25 protein-coding genes are annotated in these 20,548 nt (G+C 27.7%); 24 read left to right on the top strand and 1 reads right to left on the bottom strand.

Annotation, left to right across the window (positions count from 1 at the left end; all coding sequences use genetic code 11):
- Window positions 1-10 precede the first annotated feature (10 nt).
- The 24 genes from D9T19_RS11230 (at window position 11) to D9T19_RS11115 (ending at window position 19,599) form a co-directional block, all read left to right on the top strand.
- Window positions 11-922 (top strand): electron transfer flavoprotein subunit alpha/FixB family protein, encoded by a 912-nt coding sequence (locus D9T19_RS11230; protein ID WP_121628330.1) that lies wholly within the window; start codon window positions 11-13, stop codon window positions 920-922.
- A gap of 21 nt (window positions 923-943) precedes the next feature.
- Window positions 944-1,585, top strand: coding sequence for a thiopurine S-methyltransferase (gene tmpT, locus D9T19_RS11225; protein WP_121628329.1), 642 nt, complete (start codon window positions 944-946; stop codon window positions 1,583-1,585).
- A gap of 28 nt (window positions 1,586-1,613) precedes the next feature.
- The gene (locus D9T19_RS11220) at window positions 1,614-2,489 is read left to right on the top strand and encodes a 3-hydroxybutyryl-CoA dehydrogenase (RefSeq protein ID WP_121628328.1); all 876 of its coding nucleotides are present in this window, start codon (window positions 1,614-1,616) and stop codon (window positions 2,487-2,489) included.
- A 21-nt stretch (window positions 2,490-2,510) separates the two neighbouring features.
- A complete protein-coding gene (locus tag D9T19_RS11215) occupies window positions 2,511-2,936 on the top strand; it encodes a hotdog fold thioesterase (RefSeq protein ID WP_121628327.1) in 426 nt (141 codons plus the stop codon).
- Window positions 2,937-3,311 (top strand): YbgC/FadM family acyl-CoA thioesterase, encoded by a 375-nt coding sequence (locus D9T19_RS11210; protein ID WP_121628326.1) that lies wholly within the window; start codon window positions 2,937-2,939, stop codon window positions 3,309-3,311.
- A 165-nt stretch (window positions 3,312-3,476) separates the two neighbouring features.
- Window positions 3,477-4,124, top strand: a complete 648-nt coding sequence (locus D9T19_RS11205; protein ID WP_121628325.1) for a CoA transferase subunit A — start codon at window positions 3,477-3,479, stop codon at window positions 4,122-4,124.
- Window positions 4,125-4,126: 2 nt separating this feature from the next.
- On the top strand, window positions 4,127-4,759 hold the full coding sequence (locus D9T19_RS11200; protein ID WP_121628324.1) for a 3-oxoacid CoA-transferase subunit B: 633 nt from the start codon (window positions 4,127-4,129) through the stop codon (window positions 4,757-4,759).
- Between the two features lie 14 nt (window positions 4,760-4,773).
- Complete coding sequence (locus D9T19_RS11195; RefSeq protein ID WP_205588714.1) at window positions 4,774-5,970, top strand: thiolase family protein; 1,197 nt, start codon at window positions 4,774-4,776, stop codon at window positions 5,968-5,970.
- A 47-nt stretch (window positions 5,971-6,017) separates the two neighbouring features.
- A complete protein-coding gene (locus D9T19_RS11190) occupies window positions 6,018-7,130 on the top strand; it encodes a PAS domain-containing protein (RefSeq protein ID WP_121628322.1) in 1,113 nt (370 codons plus the stop codon).
- A 1-nt stretch (window position 7,131) separates the two neighbouring features.
- Window positions 7,132-7,773 carry a response regulator transcription factor gene (locus D9T19_RS11185; protein WP_121628321.1) on the top strand — a complete coding sequence of 214 codons (642 nt, stop codon included), beginning with the start codon at window positions 7,132-7,134 and terminating at the stop codon, window positions 7,771-7,773.
- 469 nt (window positions 7,774-8,242) lie between these two features.
- The gene (locus D9T19_RS11180) at window positions 8,243-8,965 is read left to right on the top strand and encodes a GntR family transcriptional regulator (protein WP_121628320.1); all 723 of its coding nucleotides are present in this window, start codon (window positions 8,243-8,245) and stop codon (window positions 8,963-8,965) included.
- A gap of 16 nt (window positions 8,966-8,981) precedes the next feature.
- Entirely contained in the window at window positions 8,982-9,725 is a 744-nt protein-coding gene (phnC, locus tag D9T19_RS11175; protein ID WP_121628319.1) for a phosphonate ABC transporter ATP-binding protein, read from the top strand.
- A 26-nt stretch (window positions 9,726-9,751) separates the two neighbouring features.
- Window positions 9,752-10,618, top strand: coding sequence for a phosphonate ABC transporter substrate-binding protein (gene phnD / locus D9T19_RS11170; protein WP_162984574.1), 867 nt, complete (start codon window positions 9,752-9,754; stop codon window positions 10,616-10,618).
- Window positions 10,619-10,672: 54 nt separating this feature from the next.
- A complete protein-coding gene (phnE, locus tag D9T19_RS11165) occupies window positions 10,673-11,530 on the top strand; it encodes a phosphonate ABC transporter, permease protein PhnE (RefSeq protein ID WP_121628317.1) in 858 nt (285 codons plus the stop codon).
- Between the two features lie 3 nt (window positions 11,531-11,533).
- Window positions 11,534-11,947: a phosphonate C-P lyase system protein PhnG gene (locus D9T19_RS11160; RefSeq protein ID WP_121628316.1), complete on the top strand. Its 414-nt coding sequence runs from the start codon at window positions 11,534-11,536 to the stop codon at window positions 11,945-11,947.
- Window positions 11,948-11,955: 8 nt separating this feature from the next.
- The gene (gene phnH / locus D9T19_RS11155) at window positions 11,956-12,492 is read left to right on the top strand and encodes a phosphonate C-P lyase system protein PhnH (protein WP_121628315.1); all 537 of its coding nucleotides are present in this window, start codon (window positions 11,956-11,958) and stop codon (window positions 12,490-12,492) included.
- Window positions 12,492-13,559 carry a carbon-phosphorus lyase complex subunit PhnI gene (locus tag D9T19_RS11150; RefSeq protein ID WP_121628314.1) on the top strand — a complete coding sequence of 356 codons (1,068 nt, stop codon included), beginning with the start codon at window positions 12,492-12,494 and terminating at the stop codon, window positions 13,557-13,559. Before phnH ends, D9T19_RS11150 begins: the two co-directional genes overlap by 1 nt.
- A complete protein-coding gene (locus tag D9T19_RS11145; protein WP_121628313.1) occupies window positions 13,556-14,386 on the top strand; it encodes an alpha-D-ribose 1-methylphosphonate 5-phosphate C-P-lyase PhnJ in 831 nt (276 codons plus the stop codon). The genes D9T19_RS11150 and D9T19_RS11145 overlap by 4 nt, the downstream gene beginning before the upstream one ends.
- Window positions 14,383-15,219: an ATP-binding cassette domain-containing protein gene (locus D9T19_RS11140; RefSeq protein WP_121628312.1), complete on the top strand. Its 837-nt coding sequence runs from the start codon at window positions 14,383-14,385 to the stop codon at window positions 15,217-15,219. Before D9T19_RS11145 ends, D9T19_RS11140 begins: the two co-directional genes overlap by 4 nt.
- 9 nt (window positions 15,220-15,228) lie before the next feature.
- Window positions 15,229-15,918 carry a phosphonate C-P lyase system protein PhnL gene (phnL, locus tag D9T19_RS11135; RefSeq protein ID WP_121628311.1) on the top strand — a complete coding sequence of 230 codons (690 nt, stop codon included), beginning with the start codon at window positions 15,229-15,231 and terminating at the stop codon, window positions 15,916-15,918.
- Between the two features lies 1 nt (window position 15,919).
- Window positions 15,920-17,059 carry an alpha-D-ribose 1-methylphosphonate 5-triphosphate diphosphatase gene (locus D9T19_RS11130; RefSeq protein ID WP_121628310.1) on the top strand — a complete coding sequence of 380 codons (1,140 nt, stop codon included), beginning with the start codon at window positions 15,920-15,922 and terminating at the stop codon, window positions 17,057-17,059.
- 47 nt (window positions 17,060-17,106) lie between these two features.
- On the top strand, window positions 17,107-17,637 hold the full coding sequence (locus tag D9T19_RS11125; RefSeq protein WP_121628309.1) for a nucleoside/nucleotide kinase family protein: 531 nt from the start codon (window positions 17,107-17,109) through the stop codon (window positions 17,635-17,637).
- A gap of 9 nt (window positions 17,638-17,646) precedes the next feature.
- Window positions 17,647-18,858, top strand: coding sequence for an MFS transporter (locus tag D9T19_RS11120; protein ID WP_121628308.1), 1,212 nt, complete (start codon window positions 17,647-17,649; stop codon window positions 18,856-18,858).
- Window positions 18,859-18,861: 3 nt separating this feature from the next.
- Window positions 18,862-19,599, top strand: a complete 738-nt coding sequence (locus D9T19_RS11115; protein WP_121628307.1) for an MBL fold metallo-hydrolase — start codon at window positions 18,862-18,864, stop codon at window positions 19,597-19,599.
- A 388-nt stretch (window positions 19,600-19,987) separates the two neighbouring features.
- Here D9T19_RS11115 and D9T19_RS11105 read toward each other — a convergent pair whose 3' ends face one another.
- Complete coding sequence (locus D9T19_RS11105) at window positions 19,988-20,227, bottom strand: hypothetical protein (RefSeq protein ID WP_121628305.1); 240 nt, start codon at window positions 20,225-20,227, stop codon at window positions 19,988-19,990.
- Window positions 20,228-20,548 lie beyond the last annotated feature (321 nt).

Genomic DNA, 20,548 nt, shown 5'->3' with positions numbered 1-20,548 from the left:
GGAAATTATTATGAAATTATTATTAGTTGGAGAATATAGAGAAAATAAATTGTTGGATGTTACTTACGATTTAATAGGATTTGCAGATAAATTAGAATCAGAAAAAGTAATGGTAGCTATTGGTTATGAATCAGATGTCCCAAAGTTTGATGGCAAGCTTTACTTAGCAGATGCCAATGAACTAGGGGAGTATAACCCTTCAACTCATAAACAATTGATTTTAGATGTTATTGAAAAAGAAAACCCAGATTTAATAGTATTTATACATTCTTCTTTTGGCTGGGATTTAGCTCCTAGAGTTGCTACTTCATTAAAAGCAACACAATTGACAGAGGTTGTTGAGTATAAGGACAATTCTTTTATTGTTCCTTCTTGTAATTCAAAGTTGAGAAGAGAACTAAAATCTAAAACTTCAAAGACTGTTATTACAATTCAAGCTGGTGCTTTTACTCCTCTTTATGATTCTGTTGGAGTTCCTGAAATTGAAAATATATCAATAAGTACTACATCAGATATAAATTTTGTTGGATATGAAAAAGCGGAAGAAAAAGGTTTAGATTTAACAAAAGCAGAAATAATAGTTACAGCAGGTAGGGGAGTTGGTAAAAAAGATAATATCCCAATCATTCAAGCTTTAGCAGATAAATTTGGTGGTGAATTAGGTGCTAGTAGACCAGTTGCTGATAATGAATGGGTTGATCAAAGTCACCAAGTTGGTACCACAGGACAGACTGTTTCTCCTAAATTATATGTAGCTTGCGGTGTTTCAGGGGCTATACAACATTTAGCTGGGATGAAAAAATCTGAATTTATTGTTGCAATTAATACAGATAAAGATGCTCCAATTAGTGAGGTTGCAGATATTCTAGTTGTTGCTGATGTACTTCAGTTTGTTCCAATTCTAACAAATAAATTATCATAATAGTTAGTTTGGAGAAGTAAGGTGGATATTAATTTTTGGAATGAGCGATGGGAAAAGAATGAAATAGCTTTTCATATGAAGGAAATAAACCCTATGATAGTTAATCATTTTAATGAATTAAATTTATCAAAAGGAAAACGTATATTTGTACCTTTATGTGGAAAAACATTAGATATAAAATGGTTATTGTTAAATGAATATCATATTGTTGGTATTGAATTAAATAAAACAGCAATTGATTCTTTATTTATTGATTTAAATATCATTCCTACAATATCAAAGTATAAAAACTTTCTTTCCTACAGTGCTGATAATATAAATATTTTTGTAGGTGATTTTTTTGAATTAACAAAGGAGTTGATTGGTTATATTGATGCTATTTATGATAGAGCAGCATTAGTTGCTCTCCCTGAGGATATGCGTTTGAATTATGTATCTCATTTATTAGATATTACAAATGTAGCACCTCAATTATTAATTAGTTATGACTATGATCAAAATATAATGAAAGGACCACCTTTTTCAGTTCCTTATCATGAAATTCAACTACATTATTTGGAATATTATGAGATTACATTACTTAATGAGAATATTAATATTCCAAGTGGTTTAAAACGTAAATCGCAAGCTAAAGAGACTATTTGGTTATTAAAAAATAGTTAAAAATATAAAATTTAGAAAAGGAAAAATTATGAATATAGAAGAAGTTGGGATTATTGGTTCAGGACAAATGGGAAATGGAATAGCACATGTTTGTGCTCTTTCAGGGTATAAAGTTGTATTAATAGATATTGCAGAAGAAGCATTAAATAAAGCAATGCAGACTATTGAAAAGAATCTTAATAGACAAGTACAAAAGAATAAAATATCTCAAGAAAAGATGGATGAAGCTATTAGTAAAATAACAACAAATACTGATTCAAAAGCTCTTAAAAATGTTGATTTAGTAATTGAAGCTGCTACAGAAAATTTTGACTTAAAAGTAAAAATATTTCAAGGAGTATTAGAACATATAAAAAAAGATTGTTTATTATCAACAAATACATCAAGTATTTCTATTACAAAATTAGCATCTACAACTGATAGAGCAGAAAAATTTATTGGTTTACATTTTATGAATCCAGTTCCTGTAATGAAGTTAGTGGAAATAATACCTGGCATTGCAACTACAGATGAAATGTTTGAGACATCAAAACAATTTGCAGAGTCTTTAGGGAAGGTTGTTGCTGTTTCAAAAGATTTTCCTGGTTTTTTATCAAATAGAATTTTAATTCCTATGTTAAATGAAGCAATATATGCCTTACATGAAGGAGTTGGTGATATAAAATCAATTGACACTACAATGAAGCTAGGAATGGCACATCCAATGGGTCCATTTCAATTAGCAGATTTAATTGGATTAGATACTTGTTTAGCAATTATGAATGTTCTTTATGAAGGATTCTCTGATACTAAGTATAGACCTTGTCCATTATTGGTGAAATATGTTGAAGCTGGTTGGTATGGAGTAAAGTCAGGAAAAGGTTTTTATGATTATTCTTCAGATACACCAATTCCAACAAGATAAAAGAATATTAGGAGAATAATTATGAATATTTGGAATAAAGAAATTTCATTAGAAGAACTCAATGAAATGGGTAAAAATACAGCAATAGAAAGTTTAGGAATTAAAATTACTAAAATTGGTGAAGATTCATTAGAAGGTGAAATGCCAATTGATACGCGAACTCATCAAATACAAGGTATTCTACATGGTGGATCTTCTGTACTTTTTGCAGAGACATTAGGTAGCCTTGCTGGATTATTAGCAGCAAGGGAAGGTTTTACTGTTGTTGGATTAGATATAAATGCGAATCATTTAAGAGGTTTTTCAGATGGGAGTGTTTTAGGAATTGCAACAGCTATTCATATTGGACGAACTACCCAAGTATGGGAAATCAAAATATTCCATAAAGAAACGAAGAAAATGGTTTGTGTTTCAAGATTAACAATTGCTGTTATAAAAGAAGCTTAGATGAAAATTAGAATTTATTATGAAGATACAGATGCAGCAGGTATTGTTTATCATACTAATTTTATAAAATATTGTGAAAGAGCAAGATCAGAACTTTTCTTTCAAGAAGGTTTTCATAAAAATAATAATAAAGATGAACATTTTGTTGTAAGACATATTGTTAGTGATTTTGTTCAAGTTGCCTTTTTGGGTGATATAATTGAAGTTAAAACAGAAATTGTTGAACGAAAAAATACATCAGTGATTTTAAAGCATAGTATTGTAAGAGATAATGAACTTATTTGTACATTTGATGTTGTACTAGTTTATGTGAAAAATTATAAAGCAATACCCATCCCTGATAAAATTTTTCAAGTCTTAGAAAATAAAAAATAACTAGATTACTACATAATTTTTTATGTAGTAACTACTCTTATAAAAATCAAAAAAATAAATTTTTACTATTTAAAGTAACTTATTATTAGAAATTCTAATTTGCCATAAGTTTATCATTATTTATTCATATACTTTCAAAGTAAATGTAATTAAAGGGAGAGATACATGGACAAAGAATTAGATATAACTGAAGTTGGAAAATTTCTAAAAGATGGTATGACTATTGGTATTGGTGGATTTTTAGGTTGTGGTAATGCACATAATATAATAGATGAAATACTAAAAACAGATGTTAAAAATTTGACTTTAGTAGCAACAGACACTTTTTTTGAAGCTCAAGGAATTGGAAAGCTTATTACAGAAAAAAGAGTTTCTAAATTAATGGCTAGTCATATTGGTACTAATAAAGATACTCAAAAACAAGTTAATGAAGGCTTTATTGAATTAGAACTAGTACCTCAAGGAACATTGGCTGAAAGATTAAGATCTGCAACTGCTGGCTTAGGTGGTGTTTTAACTCAAACAGGTATAGGTACTTTCGTTCAAGAAGGTAAGACTACTATTTCTATTGATGGTAAAGATTATATATTAGAAAAACCAATCTATTTAGATTTAGCAATTGTTAAAGCACAAATTGGAGATAGAGCTGGGAATTTGGTTTATCATGGTGCAACGAGTAATTTTAATGTTCCAATGGCAGGTGCAGCAAAAGTAACAATTGCTGAAGTTGAAGAGTTAGTTGAAAATGGAGAAATAGATCCTCATACTATCCATACTCCATTTGTATATATAAATCATATTATAAAGGCATAAAAATGGAAGCAAAGAAAATAATTGCGAATAGAGTTGCAAAAGAATTTAAAGATGGTGATTTCATAAACTTAGGGATTGGATTACCTACTTTAGTTGCGAACTATATACCAAAAGAAATAAAAATTAATTTACATTCAGAGAATGGTTTTGCAGGACTTTGGGATAAAGCAGAAGAAAATGATATAGATGAAAATATGATTGATGCAGGTAGAAACTATGTAAAACTAAAAGCTGGAGGTGTATTTTTTGACTCGGTTAGTTCCTTTGAAATTATTAGAGGTGGGCACATAGATATTACTGTCCTTGGGGCTTTAGAGGTTGATGAAGAAGCTAGTTTAGCAAGTTGGACTATACCAGGAAAATTTGTACCTGGAATGGGTGGTTCAATGGATTTAGTAAGTGGTGTAAAAAAAGTAATTGTTGCAATGCAACATACAGCAAAAGGAGCACCTAAAATTCTTGAAAGATGTACTTTACCTTTAACTGGAAAAAGTGTAATAGATATGCTAATAACAGAATTAGGTGTATTTGAATATGTTGATGGGAAATTACATTTAACTGAACTTATGGGTAATACAACACTAGAAGAAATTAAAGAACAAACACCTGCAACTTATATTGTTGCATTAAAATAATAAAAGGAGATATGTTGAAAGTATATATAGTTGAAGCAAAGAGAAGTGCTATTGGGAGTTTCCTTGGAAGCTTAAAAGATATTAAACCAGGAGATTTAGGTGGTCAAGTTATAAAAGATTTAACTAAAAATATTGATAATAATATCGTAGATGAAGTAATTGTAGGAAATATTTTAAGTGCAGGACATTTACAAGGAGTAGGAAGACAAGCTTCAATATTGGGGGGAATCCCTAACTCGACGGTTGCTTATTCTGTAAATATGCTATGTGGTTCGGGTATGAAGGCAGTTATGAATGCAGTTGCTGAAATAAAATCTGGAGAAAAAGATGTAATAATTGCTGGTGGTGTTGAAAATATGTCCCAAGCTCCTTTTTTAGTTTCTCCAAAAACAAGGTCTGGAAAAGCGTTAGGAGATGGGAAACTTATTGATTCTATGAGTGATGCATTAACTGATGCTTTTGAAGGATACCATATGGGTATTACTGCTGAGAATATTGCAGAAAAATTTAATATTACGAGAGAGTTACAAGATAGTTATGCCCTTGAATCTCAACGAAAAGCTATTGAAGCAGATGATTTAGGGAAATTTAAACAAGAGATAACTCCTATTGTTGTTAAAACAAGAAAGGGTGATATTATTTTTGATAGAGATGAATACATTAATAGAAATACTTCTTTAGAAAAATTAGCAAAACTTAGACCAGCTTTTAAAAAAGAAGGAACAGTAACAGCTGGAAATTCATCTGGAATAAATGATGGTGCTAGTTTTACATTAATTGCATCAGAAGATGCTATTAAAAAATATAATTTAAAACCATTAGTTGAAATAATAGATATTGCCCAAGTAGGAATTGAACCTTCGTTGATGGGACTAAGCCCTGCTTATGCTATTGAAAAACTTTTAAATAAAACAGGTATTTCTATCGATGAAATAGATGTTCTTGAAATTAATGAAGCATTTGCTTCTCAAATTCTAGGAGTTTTTGAATTACTTAAAGAAAAAGTAAATTTAACAGATGAAATTTTAGAAGAGAAAATGAATATAAATGGAAGTGGAATAGCTTTAGGACATCCTGTTGGAGCAAGTGCAAATAGAATAATAGTATCACTTGTTCATGAGATGCTAAAAGAAGATTTTACTTACGGTTTAGCTTCATTATGTATCGGTGGAGGAATGGGAACAGCTATTTTATTGAAAAAAGTAAAATAATATTTTTATTTATGATACAATTTTTATAAATATGAATTGGAATGTAAATGAATAAAAAATACTATTATGATTTAGAAAAAAAATTAAATTTTGAGGATGTATTATTGGATGCTTTACCCAACCCAATATATTATAAAGATGTAAAAGGTGATTTTATAAGATGTAATAGAGGCTTTTCTGAATTAACAAATACTTGTAAAAAAGAAATCATAGGTAAATCTGCCTATGATTTCTTTCCTAAAAGTGCCGCAGATAGAAATAAATTAATTGACAAGCAAATAATGAAAACATTAAAGCCTTATGAAGATGAAGTTCATTTCATAAGAAAAAATGGTGAATTGAGGTACTATAAATTGAGTAAAGCAGTCTGTCAAAATACTGATTGTGTAGTTGAAGGTATTGTTTGTATTATGACAGATATTACCGAAAGAATTAAAGAAAAAGAAATTCTTATTCAACAAAGTAAATTTGTAGAGATGGGAGAAATGATTGCATCAATTGCTCATCAATGGAATGAACCTTTAGTTGAACTTTCAGCGCAGGTTCAAAAAATGGAATTATATTATTCAACTAATCAAATTAATAAAAAGAAAATTTCTAATTTTGTATCAGAGTCTATGGTTCCAATACAATATATGTCTGAAACATTAAATGACTTTAGAAACTTTTTAAAACCATCTACATTAAAAGAAGAGTTTGATTTAAAAAATGCAATCTCTGAAATTTTTGATATTGTTGGCAAACAAATATTTTATTTTAATATAAATGTTATTTTTGATTATAATAAAGAAGAAGAATTTTTAACATTTACTTATAAAAATCAATTGAAGCAAGTTATATTAAATATTGTAAATAATGCTAAAAATAAAATAATAGAACGATATAAAGAAATTAATTTTGATGGAATAATTACAATTAGATTAAAGAGTAATAAAAATCTAAATATTATAGAAATAATTGATAATGCAGGAGTTATTGACGAATCAATTATAGATCAAATATTTGACCCTTTTTTTACGACAAGAGAGAATGGGACAGGATATGGTTTATATATGGCAAAAACAATTATTGAAGATAAAATACATGGAAAAATTTTAGTTAAAAATGATAATGATAATGTAATATTTACAATAAAAATACCTAAAATAATAAGGTCTTAATATGAAAATTCTGTTACTAGAAGATAATAAAACTTTAAATGAAACGATTAAATTAAAATTAGAACTAAAAGGATATAAGGTTCATTCCTTTATTTGTGGACAAGATGCCTATGATAGTATTACCGATGGTTATGCCTGTTTCCTTCTTGATATTCATGTTCCAAATATTGATGGAATTAAAATTCTTAAAAAGATTAGAGAATTTTATGAAGATTCACCAGTAATTATAATTTCTTCTACTGTTGAACTTGATATTATAAAGGAATCTTATGCTTTTGGTTGTAATGATTATTTAAAAAAGCCATTTTATATAGATGAATTAGAAATTAAGATAGATAAATTATGTAATATACCTAAGAAAGAAATTTCGTTAAATTCCACGTGTGTATTTAATTTTGCTGAAAGCACACTAACAGTTAATAATATTAAAAATGAATTAACTCAGAAAGAAAACTTATTAGTAAACTTATTTTCAACAAATAGAAATAAGTTAGTTACATATGAAAGTATCCAAAATTATGTTTGGAATGGTGAATATGCTTCAATTGATGCAATTCGGACATTAATAAGAAGATTAAGGAAAAAAATGACAACGCTTACTATAAAAGCATCCTCAAATAGGGGATATACTCTTTTAACATAATAATATTAAATCATTTTTTGTTATTTTCAAGATAAACTTTTTGAACAAATTGAATCAAATATTAGAAGTGCTTAATATCCTCAGTTTTAATATTTTGCTTTGTCCTTTTATATTATCCACCAAAAATAGAATAAAACAGTCAAAACTAATAGTTAAATATGATATTTATTGTGTGAACTAAAGTCTTTTTTCTGTTTTTGATTCTTTATTTAGATTTTGAGCTAAATGAGAATTTATTTCTACTACAAATACAGCTTCTCTTCGCCGATACTTTTACTTGATTTTATATCTTTTGTAAATTCCTCTGCATCTATTTTTATCATATCCTTTAGTGCTTTTTCATAACTGACAATTTGGCATCTACCTATACAAGAGATATAACTTGTATATACAAGATGTAACTAAAGTGTAATTCTACTGTTTTATACTTCCAACGTTCAGCTTGTATAGACAAGATAAAGGAAATGAAATGAAGAGTTTTGATAGACCATTATATCTACGATTATATAATAAAATTTTAGAAAATATTGAGAATAAAAAATATAATATTAATTATAAATTACCATCAGAAAATACTTTTGCATCTGAATTTAATGTTAATAGACATACAGTAAGACAAGCTTTACAATTACTAAAAGATGAAGGTTTTATTTATACATTAAAAGGTAAAGGTAATTATATTTCTAATATAAAGATTCCTTATTCTATCTCAGATAAAAGTTCATATACACAACGAATATTAGATTTAGGTTATGAACCTACTACTAAAGTTTTAAGTGTTGATATTATTGAACCAAATCTTGAAGTGTCAAAAAAACTAGGATTAAATAAAAATCTAAATGTAATAGAAATTAAACTTCTTAGGTTTGCAAATGATTTGCCAATAACTGTTTCCTATTCTTACTTTGATGCATATGTTTTTAGAGATATGATAAAGCATTTAGATATGAAACCTTTTTCTTTATATAAAGTTTTAAATAAATGTTATCCAAATATGAAAATAACAAAAATGTCAACAGTTTTCGAAGCATTAAACCCAACATCAGAATTAAGCTCTTTACTTAATTTACGTTCAAATACTCCAATCTTAAGTGCAAGTACAATTTCAAAAGATCAAGATGGCAACCTTGTTGAATTTGGAACATCATATTCAAGGGCAGATGCAGTAAAAATAAAAGTCGATTTAATCTAATTTAGGAGAATTATAAATGATAAAAATGAAAAACCTTACATTAGGTTATAAAAAAGAAAAAATATTAAGCGATGTAAGTATTAAAATAAAAAAAGGTGAATTTATTGGAATTATAGGTCCTAGTGGAGCAGGTAAGTCTACTTTATTAATGGCAGTTACTGGTGGAATAAAAGTATTTGATGGAAAATTTGAAGTTTTAGATTATGATTTAGAAAATATTAAAAAAAAGAACTTAATTAAATTAAGAGAGCAGATTGGTGTAATTTTTCAAGGTTACAATTTAGTTGACAGAATATCTGTCTTAGATAATGTAATAAGTGGAACGTTAAAAGATATACCACTTACAAGAGCAATTATTAAACTTTATAAAAAAAAGGAGTTACAAAAAGCAAAAGAATACATGGATATTGTTGATATGACAAAACACTCATTAAAAAGGTGTGATGAACTTTCAGGAGGTCAAAGACAACGTGTAGCAATTGCACGAGCATTGGCCGCTGAACCAAAGATTATTTTAGCAGATGAACCTGTTTCTGCTTTAGACCCAAAGAGTGCAAAAAAGATTATGAGTATATTGAAGAAGGTTAATGAAACTTATGGGGTAACTGTAATTGCTAACCTTCATCATTTGGAGTATGCAAATGAATACTGTGACAGAATTATTGGTGTCAATAATGGAACAGTAGTGTTTGATGATAAAAGCGAGAAATTAACTGATGAGTTAGTTGAAAAAATATATGCTAACAATGAAAAAGCATAATAAAACATTTAAAACAAGGAATTAAAATGAAATTTATTAAGAAAATTATATCTTCTTCGATCGTATTAGGTCTAACAACTACATCTATGATGGCTCAAGAAAAATGGCCAGAGAAACTTGTTTTTGGTGTAATTCCAGTAGCTGGTTCTACTTCAATGAAAGAAAACTTCGGACCATTAACTAATTATATTTCTAAATCTTTAGGAATTAAAGTTGAAATGAAATTAGCAGGTGATTACACAGGTATTATTACTGCAATGCAACATAAACATATTGATTTTGCTTACTTAGGGCCAAAATCTTATGTTGAAGCTGCAAAAAGAGCAAATGCAGAAGCTTTAGTTGTTGAAGTTGATGGAGAATCAGGATTACCAGGTTATGTAGGAACAATTATTACTAAAAAAGGTTCTGGTTTAAAAACTTTAGCAGACTTAAAAGGTAGAACTTGGGCATTTACTTCTTCTCAATCAACTTCTGGAACTTTAGTTCCTACTGTTATGTTTTCAAAAGCAGGAATAAATCCAAAAAAATATTTCTCAAAAGTAATTTATTCAGGTGGGCATGAAGCTTCTATTCTTTCAGTTAAAGCTGGAAAAGTTGATGCAGCATCTACAAATAATTTAGACTTCAATAGAGGTTTAGGAAAACATTGGGAAAAAGATCAATTTAATATTCTTTGGACTTCAGACCTAATTCCAGGTGCTCCAATTGCAGCTAGAAAAGATTTACCAACTTCTTTAAAAATGGCTTTAAAAGGTGCTTTCCTTTCTTATAACGATCCAGAAGGATTAAAAAGACTTAAGAATAAAGGATTTATTAAAGGTGATGATTCTGTTTATAATCCAGTAAGAGAATTAATCAAATTAAAAAACGAATTAAAAAAGAAAAAATAACCAAATTATAAAGTGGGCATTTCTTGCCTACTTAAACTTCCAAGGAAACAAAACATGAATATAGACGAGTTAAAAGCACAGAGTAACCCATTTTCTTTTTCTAAATCAATAGTGATAATCATTTTATTATTGATTTTCATACAATCTTGGAAAGATACAGATATGAGCTTTACTTCATTAATTGATGGTTGGCAATATATGCTTGAATATATAAAAGGAAATCCAAATATTGAAAATAGTGGTTTCTTTCCGCCTAATTTAAATAGTGATGATTTATTAACGTATGCTTTGTCAATGCTTGAAACTATACAAATGGCAGTTGTTGCCCTTGTTTTATCAATTATAGTAGCAGTTCCATTGTCATATATGAGTTCAAGAAATATACTTGATATTTTAATTCCAGGAAAATCTCCTATCCATATTTTTTCAAAAAAAGTGATATATGGAAGTGCTACTTTAATATCAAATATTTTCAGATCTATAAATGAAATTATTTGGGCTTTAATTTTTGTAAGTGCAGTAGGACTTGGTCCAATGGCAGGTATTTTAGCCTTAGGTGTACATACAGCAGGAGTATTATCAAAACTTTTAAGTGAAGGAAATGAAGCAATTGATCCAGGTCCTGTTGAAGCTTTAACAACAACTGGTGCTGGATTTATTAAAGTATTAATATTTGCAGTAATTCCACAAACAATGCCTCATTTTGTATCGATGGTTTTATATAGATTTGAATCAGATGTAAGATCAGCTTCAATACTTGGTTTTGTAGGAGCTGGTGGAATTGGGTTTTACTTATTTGACAAAATGAGAGCTTTTGAAAACGGTGATGTTTGTACGATTATTATTGTTATTGTTTTAACTGTTTGGGCTTTAGACAAAATGAGTGCATTAATTAGAAAAAGGTTTATTTAAAAAATGAAAAGAGAAGAAATAAATGATTTAGCACAATTAGTGCAAATTGAAAAATTAGAAAAATTATATAAAAAAATTGAAGAGAATCATAAAGTAAAGATTTTAACACAAGCAACAGAGCAAACGCTTTTAGTTCCTGTACAAGATCCAATTTCAGGCGGAAGTTTTTACGCAGGTGAAGTGCTTGTAACTTCTACAATTGTTCAAGTTGAAGAAGTAAAAGGTTGGTCAATGGTAATGGATTTAAATGAAGAAATATCATTATATACAGCAGTTTTAGATGCATCTTTTGAAGCAAATATTTGTAAAGAAGAAATTGAAAGTTTACTAATAGATGCAAAAAATATAAAAGAAGAAAATATTAAAAAAACAAATAGAAAAGTTAACTCAACTAGAGTCTCTTTTGATTTAATGTAAGGTTAGAAATGAAATCAGTAGATATAGAAAAATTAAATAGAGAAAATTTTAGATCAATGATGAATGTATTATCAATGCCTGGAAAAATTGAAAAAATTGAAGAGCTTTTTAACTCATCTTTTTTAGCTATTGCAAATACTCTTTTATATTCAGAAGTTAGTTTTTACTATGAAGGTAAAGAAGAGTTTGAATTAATTAAAGCAATTACAAATCCTAAAGAAGCAGATACAAAAAATGCAGATTATATTTTTTGTGATGAATTAAATGAATTTATTTTTAACCAAGGGAAAATAGGAACATCTATTGATCCTGAGCGTTCAAGTACGTATATTGTTAAATGTAAAAACTTTAAGGGCTTAAATGTAAGACTTACTGGACCTGGAATAAATGAAAGAAAAGATATTTCTTTACCGATTAATGAATCGTTTGTAAATTCATTTAATGAAAAAAATTCATACTTTCCCCTAGGAAATGAAGTCTTCTTTTTAAATGAAGAAAATGAGATATTAGCAATATCAAGAACAACTAAACTGGAGATTTTATAATGGCTTACTATGCAATTAAAGGTGGAGAAGAGGCAATTAAAAACTCTTTACATTTCTATGATGAGGTAACATCAAGTGCTAATGATATAGAAGATAAAAATCTTATTGAAGGTTTAACTTTTTCAATTGATAAAGTAATTAGTGAAGGTTCTTTATATTCTAAAAAATTAGCTGCAAAAGCTATTAAAAGAAGTGCAGGGGATTTATTAAATGCTTCTTTTTTCTTAAGAGCACACAGAAGTTCTTGTCAAAGAATTGGAATAGCTAAAGAAATTGATGTAAATGATATGAGATTAAGTAGAAGAATTTCTTCTGCATTTAAAGATATTGAAGGTGGACAATTATTAGGGCCATCAAATGATTATGAGATTAAATTATTACTTGATTTGAAAAATAAAGATGTAGATATTGAAGAGTATTCAAATGAAGATAACGTAATTAAATCAGCATTAACACCTTTACGAAATGATAATTTGATAAAAGTTTTACCAAAAGAAGATGAAACTTGGGATATTACAAGAAATTATCCAAATGCACCATATCCAAGATCAGCAGTATTACAAGTTATGAGTAGAGGAGAATCTGGTTCCTTACTTTGTATTGGATATACAACAATGAGAGGATATGGAGATATTCATCCTACTATTGGTGATTTACGTATTGGGGAATTAGATATTAAATTTACTCATCCTTTTACAAAAAATGAAGTAAAAATTGGAAGTGTTGAAGTAACTAGTGTTGAATGTGTTGGGACATTTAATCAAGATGAAAATGGTGATACAAAACTAACAACTGGATTTGGATTTTGCTTTGGGAAGAATGAAACAAAAGCTATTTCTATGTCTATGATTGATTTATCACTTTATAATTCACATTATTCAGTGGGTGGAGAACATATTGTTGCAGCAGATTTTGACATGATTATGCATCATTTAGATGGAATTGAGTCATTTGGAATGACAAATCACTTTAAATTACCACATTATGTGACTTTCCAAACAGATTATCAAATCTTTAAATCAGCACAAAAATATGTAGAAGAAAATGAAAATGGAGAAGGAAAATGAGATATGCCTTTTTAGATGAAGAAGCAAAAAAAGAAATTAGAAGATCTATTTTAAAAGCAATTGCAATTCCTGGATATATTGTTTCTTTTGCATCACGTGAATTACCAGTTGCTAGAGGATGGGGAACAGGTGGTCTTCAAGTTACACTTGCAATTATAAATGAAGAAGATAATTTAAAAGTAATTGATCAAGGTTGTGATGGTTCTGTAAATGCAGTAAACATTAGAAACTTTATATCATCAGTTACTAAAGTAAATACAACAACAAGTACAACAGATGCAACTATTATACAAACAAGACATAGAATTCCTGAAATACATTTAGAAGAGAATCAAACTTTAGTATTTCAAGTTCCTATGCCAGATATTTTAGAAACAGTTGAACCTAATATTTCAAAAGCAAAATTGCTTCATGCAAATGCTGATTATTCAAAACTTTGGGTTCTTTTATATGAAGATACTTCACAATTTGGAGATTCAAGAATTTCAAATAGATATCCAGTAATGGTAAATAATAGATATGCAATGGATCCAAGTCCCATTCCTAAATATGACACACCAAAATTAAATAATTGTAAAGCCTTACAAATTTTTGGAGCAGGAAGAGAAAAGAAAATCTATGCAATTCCTCCATATACAAATGTAGTACCTTTAAAGTTTGAAGATAGAGAGTTTAAAGTTGAGAGTTTTGAAAATAAAGTTTGTTCAAGATGTGGAAGTACACATAGCTTTTTAGATGAAGTTTATGATGACAATGGAGATATACATTATTATTGTAATGATACAGATTTTTGTGATACAAATTTAAAAAGTAAGGAAAATAAATGATACTTGATATGAAAAATGTTTCTAAGGTTTTTGGTAGATTTTGCCCAAAATGTCTAGAAGAAACAGGAGCTGATGTCAACAGTTCAATTTGTCCTTCTTGTAAAAGTGTAGTTGGAGTTAACAATGTAAATTTAACTTTATCACAAGGTGAAGTTTTAGGAATTGTAGGTGAGAGTGGTTCTGGGAAATCTACATTATTACAATTAATATATCAAGATCAAAAAGCAAGTCTTGGTGATATTTTTGTAAAAGATTTTGTAGATAAAGAAGGGAATAGAAAAAATATTTTAGATGCAAATTTGAATGAACTATCATATTTGCGAAATTCTTTGATGTCTATGATTTATCAAAACCCCAGATTAGGATTAAATTATAAGTTTTCAGCAGGTGGAAATATTGCTGAAAAAGTAATTATGAGTGGAAATAAAAAGTATGATGAAATAAGAAAAAGAGCATTATATTTTTTAGAAAAAACAGAAATACCAGTAAGTAGAATTGATGATTATCCTGAATATTTTTCAGGTGGACAACAACAAAGAATTCAAATATCAAAAGCACTATCTTCAAATCCAAAGATATTACTTTTAGATGAACCAACTACGGGACTTGATTTATCAGTTCAAGCAAAGATACTTGATTTAATAAAAGAATTACAACATGAAATTGGTTTTGCAATGATTGTTGTTTCACATGATTTAGGTGTTATTAAACACTTAACAGACATTACAGTTGTAATGAAAAATGGTCAAATAGTTGAACGTGGATTAACAGATCAAGTTTTAGAAGATCCACAACATTCATATACACAACTACTTGTGTCTTCAATATTATAAGGGTAAAAGATGATTAGATTAGAAGTAAAAGATTTAAATAAAACTTTTAAAGTACACACAAGAGGAAGTATTGAAGTAAAAGGTTTTGAAAATATTAATTTAACTGTTAAAAATGGAGAGTTTTTATCTTTATTTGGACCAAGTGGTGCAGGAAAATCATCTATTTTAAAAACTTTATATCGAACATATACTACAACATCAGGAAGTATCATTTTTACAAGAGATGATAGAAGTAATATTGATATTTCAAATGCAAGTGAAAGTGAGATATTAAATTTAAGAAAATCAGAAATTGGATATGTTTCTCAATTCTTACAAATTTTACCAAGAGTAAGTGCAGTTGATGTTGTATCTGAACAACTTATCTTTAAAGGTGAGAGTGAAATATCATCAAGAGAAAAAGCAAAAGATCTACTATCATATTTATCAATAAGAGAGGAACTTTTTGATTTATCACCATTGACTTTTTCAGGTGGAGAGCAACAACGTGTAAATATTGCAAAAGGTATTATTGCACCAAAATCATTACTTTTATTAGATGAACCAACTGCATCATTAGATAAAACAAATACGATGAAAGTTGTAGAAAAATTAAAAGATTTAAAAAAACAAGGTGTCGCAATGGTTGGTATTTTCCATGACCTTGAAGCAATGAAAATTATTAGTGATAGAATTTATGAATTAGAGAGAGTAAAGTAAAATGGAAACAATTTTAAGAAGTAAAAATGTATTAATAAATGAAGAGTTTGTTCCTGCTGATATAGTAATTCAAGGTGAATTTATAAAAAGAATTGATAAATATAAAGAAAATGAAGTGGCAATTGATTTAGGAGATAAAAAAATAGCTCCAGGAATTGTAGATTTACATTCAGATGCAATTGAAAAAGAAATAGAACCCAGACATGGTGCTACTTTCCCTGTTTCTCTAGCTATTGCTGAATTAGATAAAAAACTATCAATGGCAGGAATTACTACAATGTTTCATGCTATTGGTTTTGAAGATAATCCTAAAAAGAAAAGAAGTATTGATTTAGCAATTGAACAAATAAAAGAAATAAATAAGGCAAATAAAAAACATTTAGGTGTTGATAATTTTGTACATGCAAGATTTGAGCTTAGTTCAGAAGAAGCGGTTGAACCTATTAAAGAAGTGATTAAAAATGCAATGGTAAAAATGCTATCTTTAATGGATCACAGTCCTGGTCAAGGTCAATTTAAATCATTGGAATCATTTAAAACATATTATGAAAATTATTACAATTTAAACGAAGAAGAAATTAATGATGTTGTTAGTAAAAAGTTAAATAAGAATGAAGAAAAAATCAATGAATTAGTTTCATATGCAAAAGAGCATAATTTAACACTATTAAGTCATGATGATGATTGTATTGAAAAACTTGATGGTTTACTTAGCCTTGGTGTTCAAATTTCTGAATTTCCTTTAGATTTAGAAGTTGCAAAATATGCAGTTTCAAAAGGAATAGCAACTGGTATGGGAGCTCCTAATATTGTAAGAGGAGGAAGTCAAAGTGGGAATATTGCTGCAATTGATTTAGTAAAAGAAGATGTATGTAAATACTTATGCTCAGATTACCATCCAACATCAATGCTTCAAGCTGTTTATAGAATGAAAGAAGATGCTAATTTAGATATTGCAAAAGGTTTTTCAATGATAACATCAACTCCTGCAACATACGCAAACTTGGAAGATAGAGGTATTATAAAAGAAGGTAAAAGAGCTGATATTATTGTAATTGATGATACATATATTCCAAAAGTTGTTTTGACAATTAAAGATGGAGAATCAATTTATAATGCAATTAGAGGTTTTAATTTTTAGTACTAACTAGATTATTTTAAGAAGTATAAATATTTAAAGTAGGGAAAATGAAAACAAAAATTATATTGATTGTTGGACCAAGTGGAGTAGGTAAAGATACACTTTTACGCTCTTCACAAGAAAAACTAAGTTCTAAGTTAAACTTTGTTCAAAGATACATAACAAGAAAAGCAGATTTAAATGAAAGCAATTATTATATAGATGAGTATGCTTTTTTGTTATTAAAACATAATTCATATTTTGCTTCATCTTGGAATGCTCATGGTAATTCTTATGGTATTGCAAAAAGACTTATTACAACAGGAGTTAATGTTATATCAATTTCAAGGTCTAAAATTAAAGATTTTGAAGAACAATATGATAATGTGTATACAATTAATATAACAATTCCAAAAGAAATACTAAAACAAAGACTAATTTTTCGTGGAAGAGAAACAAAAGAAGAAATTGAAAAAAGATTATCTCGTAGTTATGAGAAAATAGAAGCAAAGAATTTAATTAATTTTGATAATTCTACTTCTTTAAAAGAATCAATACAAAGATTTGATGCATTACTTAATAAAATAGAAAATGAATAAAGGACTAGTTTGTTATCAAGATTATTTATTGAAGGCTCTGTTAAATCTGTTATAGGACTTGGAACTACTATGACTATTGGTTATGGTACTTTGTATTATTCTATTACAATAATGTCAGAAGAATTATCCAAACAATTTAACTGGACAAACTCTTTTATCTTTGGTGTATTATCTGTGGGAATCTTATTAGGAGGTTTTCTAGTTCCTATTATTGGAAAACTTTTAGATAAAAAAGGTGCAAGAATAATTATGAGTATAGGCTCAATTCTTTGTGGTATGGGATTACTTTTATTATCTTTAATTACTTCAAAATTAGAATTTATTCTAGCTATGTTATTTTTAGAATCTGTTTCAATACTTGTTTTATACGAAGCAGCTTTTGTAGCTTTTTCTCAATTAGTAGGAACTAAAGCAAAACTTCCTATTATTCAAATTACATTAATAGCAGGTTTTGCTTCAACAATTTTTTGGCCTTTAATATCCTATCTTTTAACTCTTGTTTCTTGGAGAGAGGTTTATCAAATACTTGCACTATTTCATTTCTTTTTAGCCTTACCTATTCATTATTTTGTCCTGAAAAAGAATCTAAAAATTGACAATAAAAACTTTGATGAAAAAAGTTTTGAAGAATGTATTTATCAAGAAGGTAGTAATAAAAAAAGATCAATTTTATTAGTATCTATTGCTTTCTCACTAATTGCAATTCCTATTACTGCTATGCAAACACAATTTTTATCATTATTTAAAAGTTTTGGTATTGAAGCAAGTGTTGCTATTGCTCTTGGAACCTTAATTGGACCAGCACAAGTTTTTTCAAGAATATTACTTATGAGTTTTTCTTCAAAAGCAACACCTTTGTTAACTGCAAGTATCTCAATATCAATGATGGCAATTGGACTTTTATGTTTATTATTTAGTGGATATAATTTAAATGCTGCTTTATATTTTGTAATACTTTATGGAGCAGGTCAAGGCCTAAGTGATATAGTCAGAGGAACATTACCCTTATATCTTTTTGGAAAAGAGGGGTTTGGAAAAACTATGGGGAAAATAAATCATGTTAGATTAATAGTTATGTCAATGGTTCCTTTTACTTTTGCTTTAATGTTAGAAACCCTAGGTGGAACTTTTTCAACAATTTTCTTAAGTATTGTTACTGTAATTGCAGTTTTTTTAATAAAATTGATTGATATTGGAAAAACTGAAAAAGAAAAAAGGTAAACTATGAAACTAAAATTTTTAGGAACAGCAGATAGTGCAGGTATTCCTGTACATAATTGTACTTGTTCTATTTGTTCTGAATATAGAAGTAATAATATGAGAAATTTATCAACTTGTGCATATTTAGAAATTGAAGACAAGGTTATTTTAATAGATGCAGGAGTCGAAGATATTTCAAATATTTTTGACAATAAAAAAATATCAGCTATTTTTCTTACTCATTTTCATGCAGATCATTGTTTAGGTCTTTTAAGACTTAGACATTCCTTTGATAATATTAATTGTTACCATCCAAAAGATGAACAAGGGTTCTCTGATTTATTTAAACATAAACATTCGCTTTTTTATAATGAAATAAAGCCTTTTAGTCAAACAATAATAAATGAAATAAAATTTACTACAATTCCGTTAAAGCACTCAAAAAATACTTTTGGATATTTAATTGAATACAAAGATACTAAAATTGCTTATTTAACTGATTGCGCTGGAATTAGTAAAACAAGTATGGAATTTCTAAAATCATTTTCATTAGATTATGTGTTTATTGATGCTTGCTATGATGAAAGAAAGAAGACAGGAAATCATTTAAATTATTTACAAGCGAGCCAAATAATAGATGAACTTGAAGTTAAAAATGCTTTTCTAATGCATATATCGCATACTACAGCAGAATATATTAAAAAAAATAATGTATTTTTAAAGTACAAATATCTTAATGAGAATGAAAAGATTATATTTTGATATTTTTTTTTCTAATCTGTAACCTTCGTATCATATATAATCACTAATACAGATAAAATATTAGTGAAGTTTTTGTTCTAAAGTAATAAACTCACAATTATTAAAATATTCCTTTTTTAACCTATATTTAGTATAGAATAAAATTGAAAAAGTAGTTTAAATTTAATCACTTAAAACAATTTCTAAAGCCACCTTTCTAAAAACTCAATAACTTTCCTATTGCCTACGTTGTTAATAAGATAGTTTAAAGCAAAGCCCATAATTAAAATAGAAAAAGCAATAAAATATTCTAACTTAGTTTGAGCATTAATAAATATAAACATAGGAGTAATAAAATAAAGTAAAAATAAAAAGATTCTTGTTATATATAAATACTTACCAAACATATCTATTTCTTCTCCAATTCTTTCATAACATCAAATATTTCATTTTTTATATAATCATACTTAATAGATTTTTCATAATGTACTAAAAATGGACTTACCCATTTAGGAACAGGTATTATCTTATCATTTGATTTAAATCCCCAATTACCAATAGTAGAATAAGGTACCTCTGCAATTGTGGAAAAATCTTTGCTTGATAAATTTAATTCTTTAAGTCTTGCAATAAAACTTTCTTTTGTCATAATAAATAGCCTTTATCTCTTATATTAGTACTTATTATATCATATTATAACTATATTAGTATGCAATTTTTAAGAGTATCTATAATGTGATGTATATTTACTAATGAAAATAAAATTTCATTTTTAGACTAAAAGAATATAGTCTAATTTAACTCATTTAACCTAGAATTACAACATCAAACCATAAATTAACAAATTTAAGTTTATTTAAAGTAAATCCTCTTGACAAAGAGAGAAAAAAGTTCTATAATTCCCGTCCAATTTAAGTGACACAGTTGTTGCGAAAAATAGGATGATCTTTAACAATGTAATTTAAGTTTG

The sequence above is a fragment of the Poseidonibacter antarcticus genome (assembly GCF_003667345.1).
Taxonomy (GTDB): domain Bacteria; phylum Campylobacterota; class Campylobacteria; order Campylobacterales; family Arcobacteraceae; genus Poseidonibacter; species Poseidonibacter antarcticus.
This window is presented reverse-complemented; position numbering and strand designations above follow the sequence as displayed.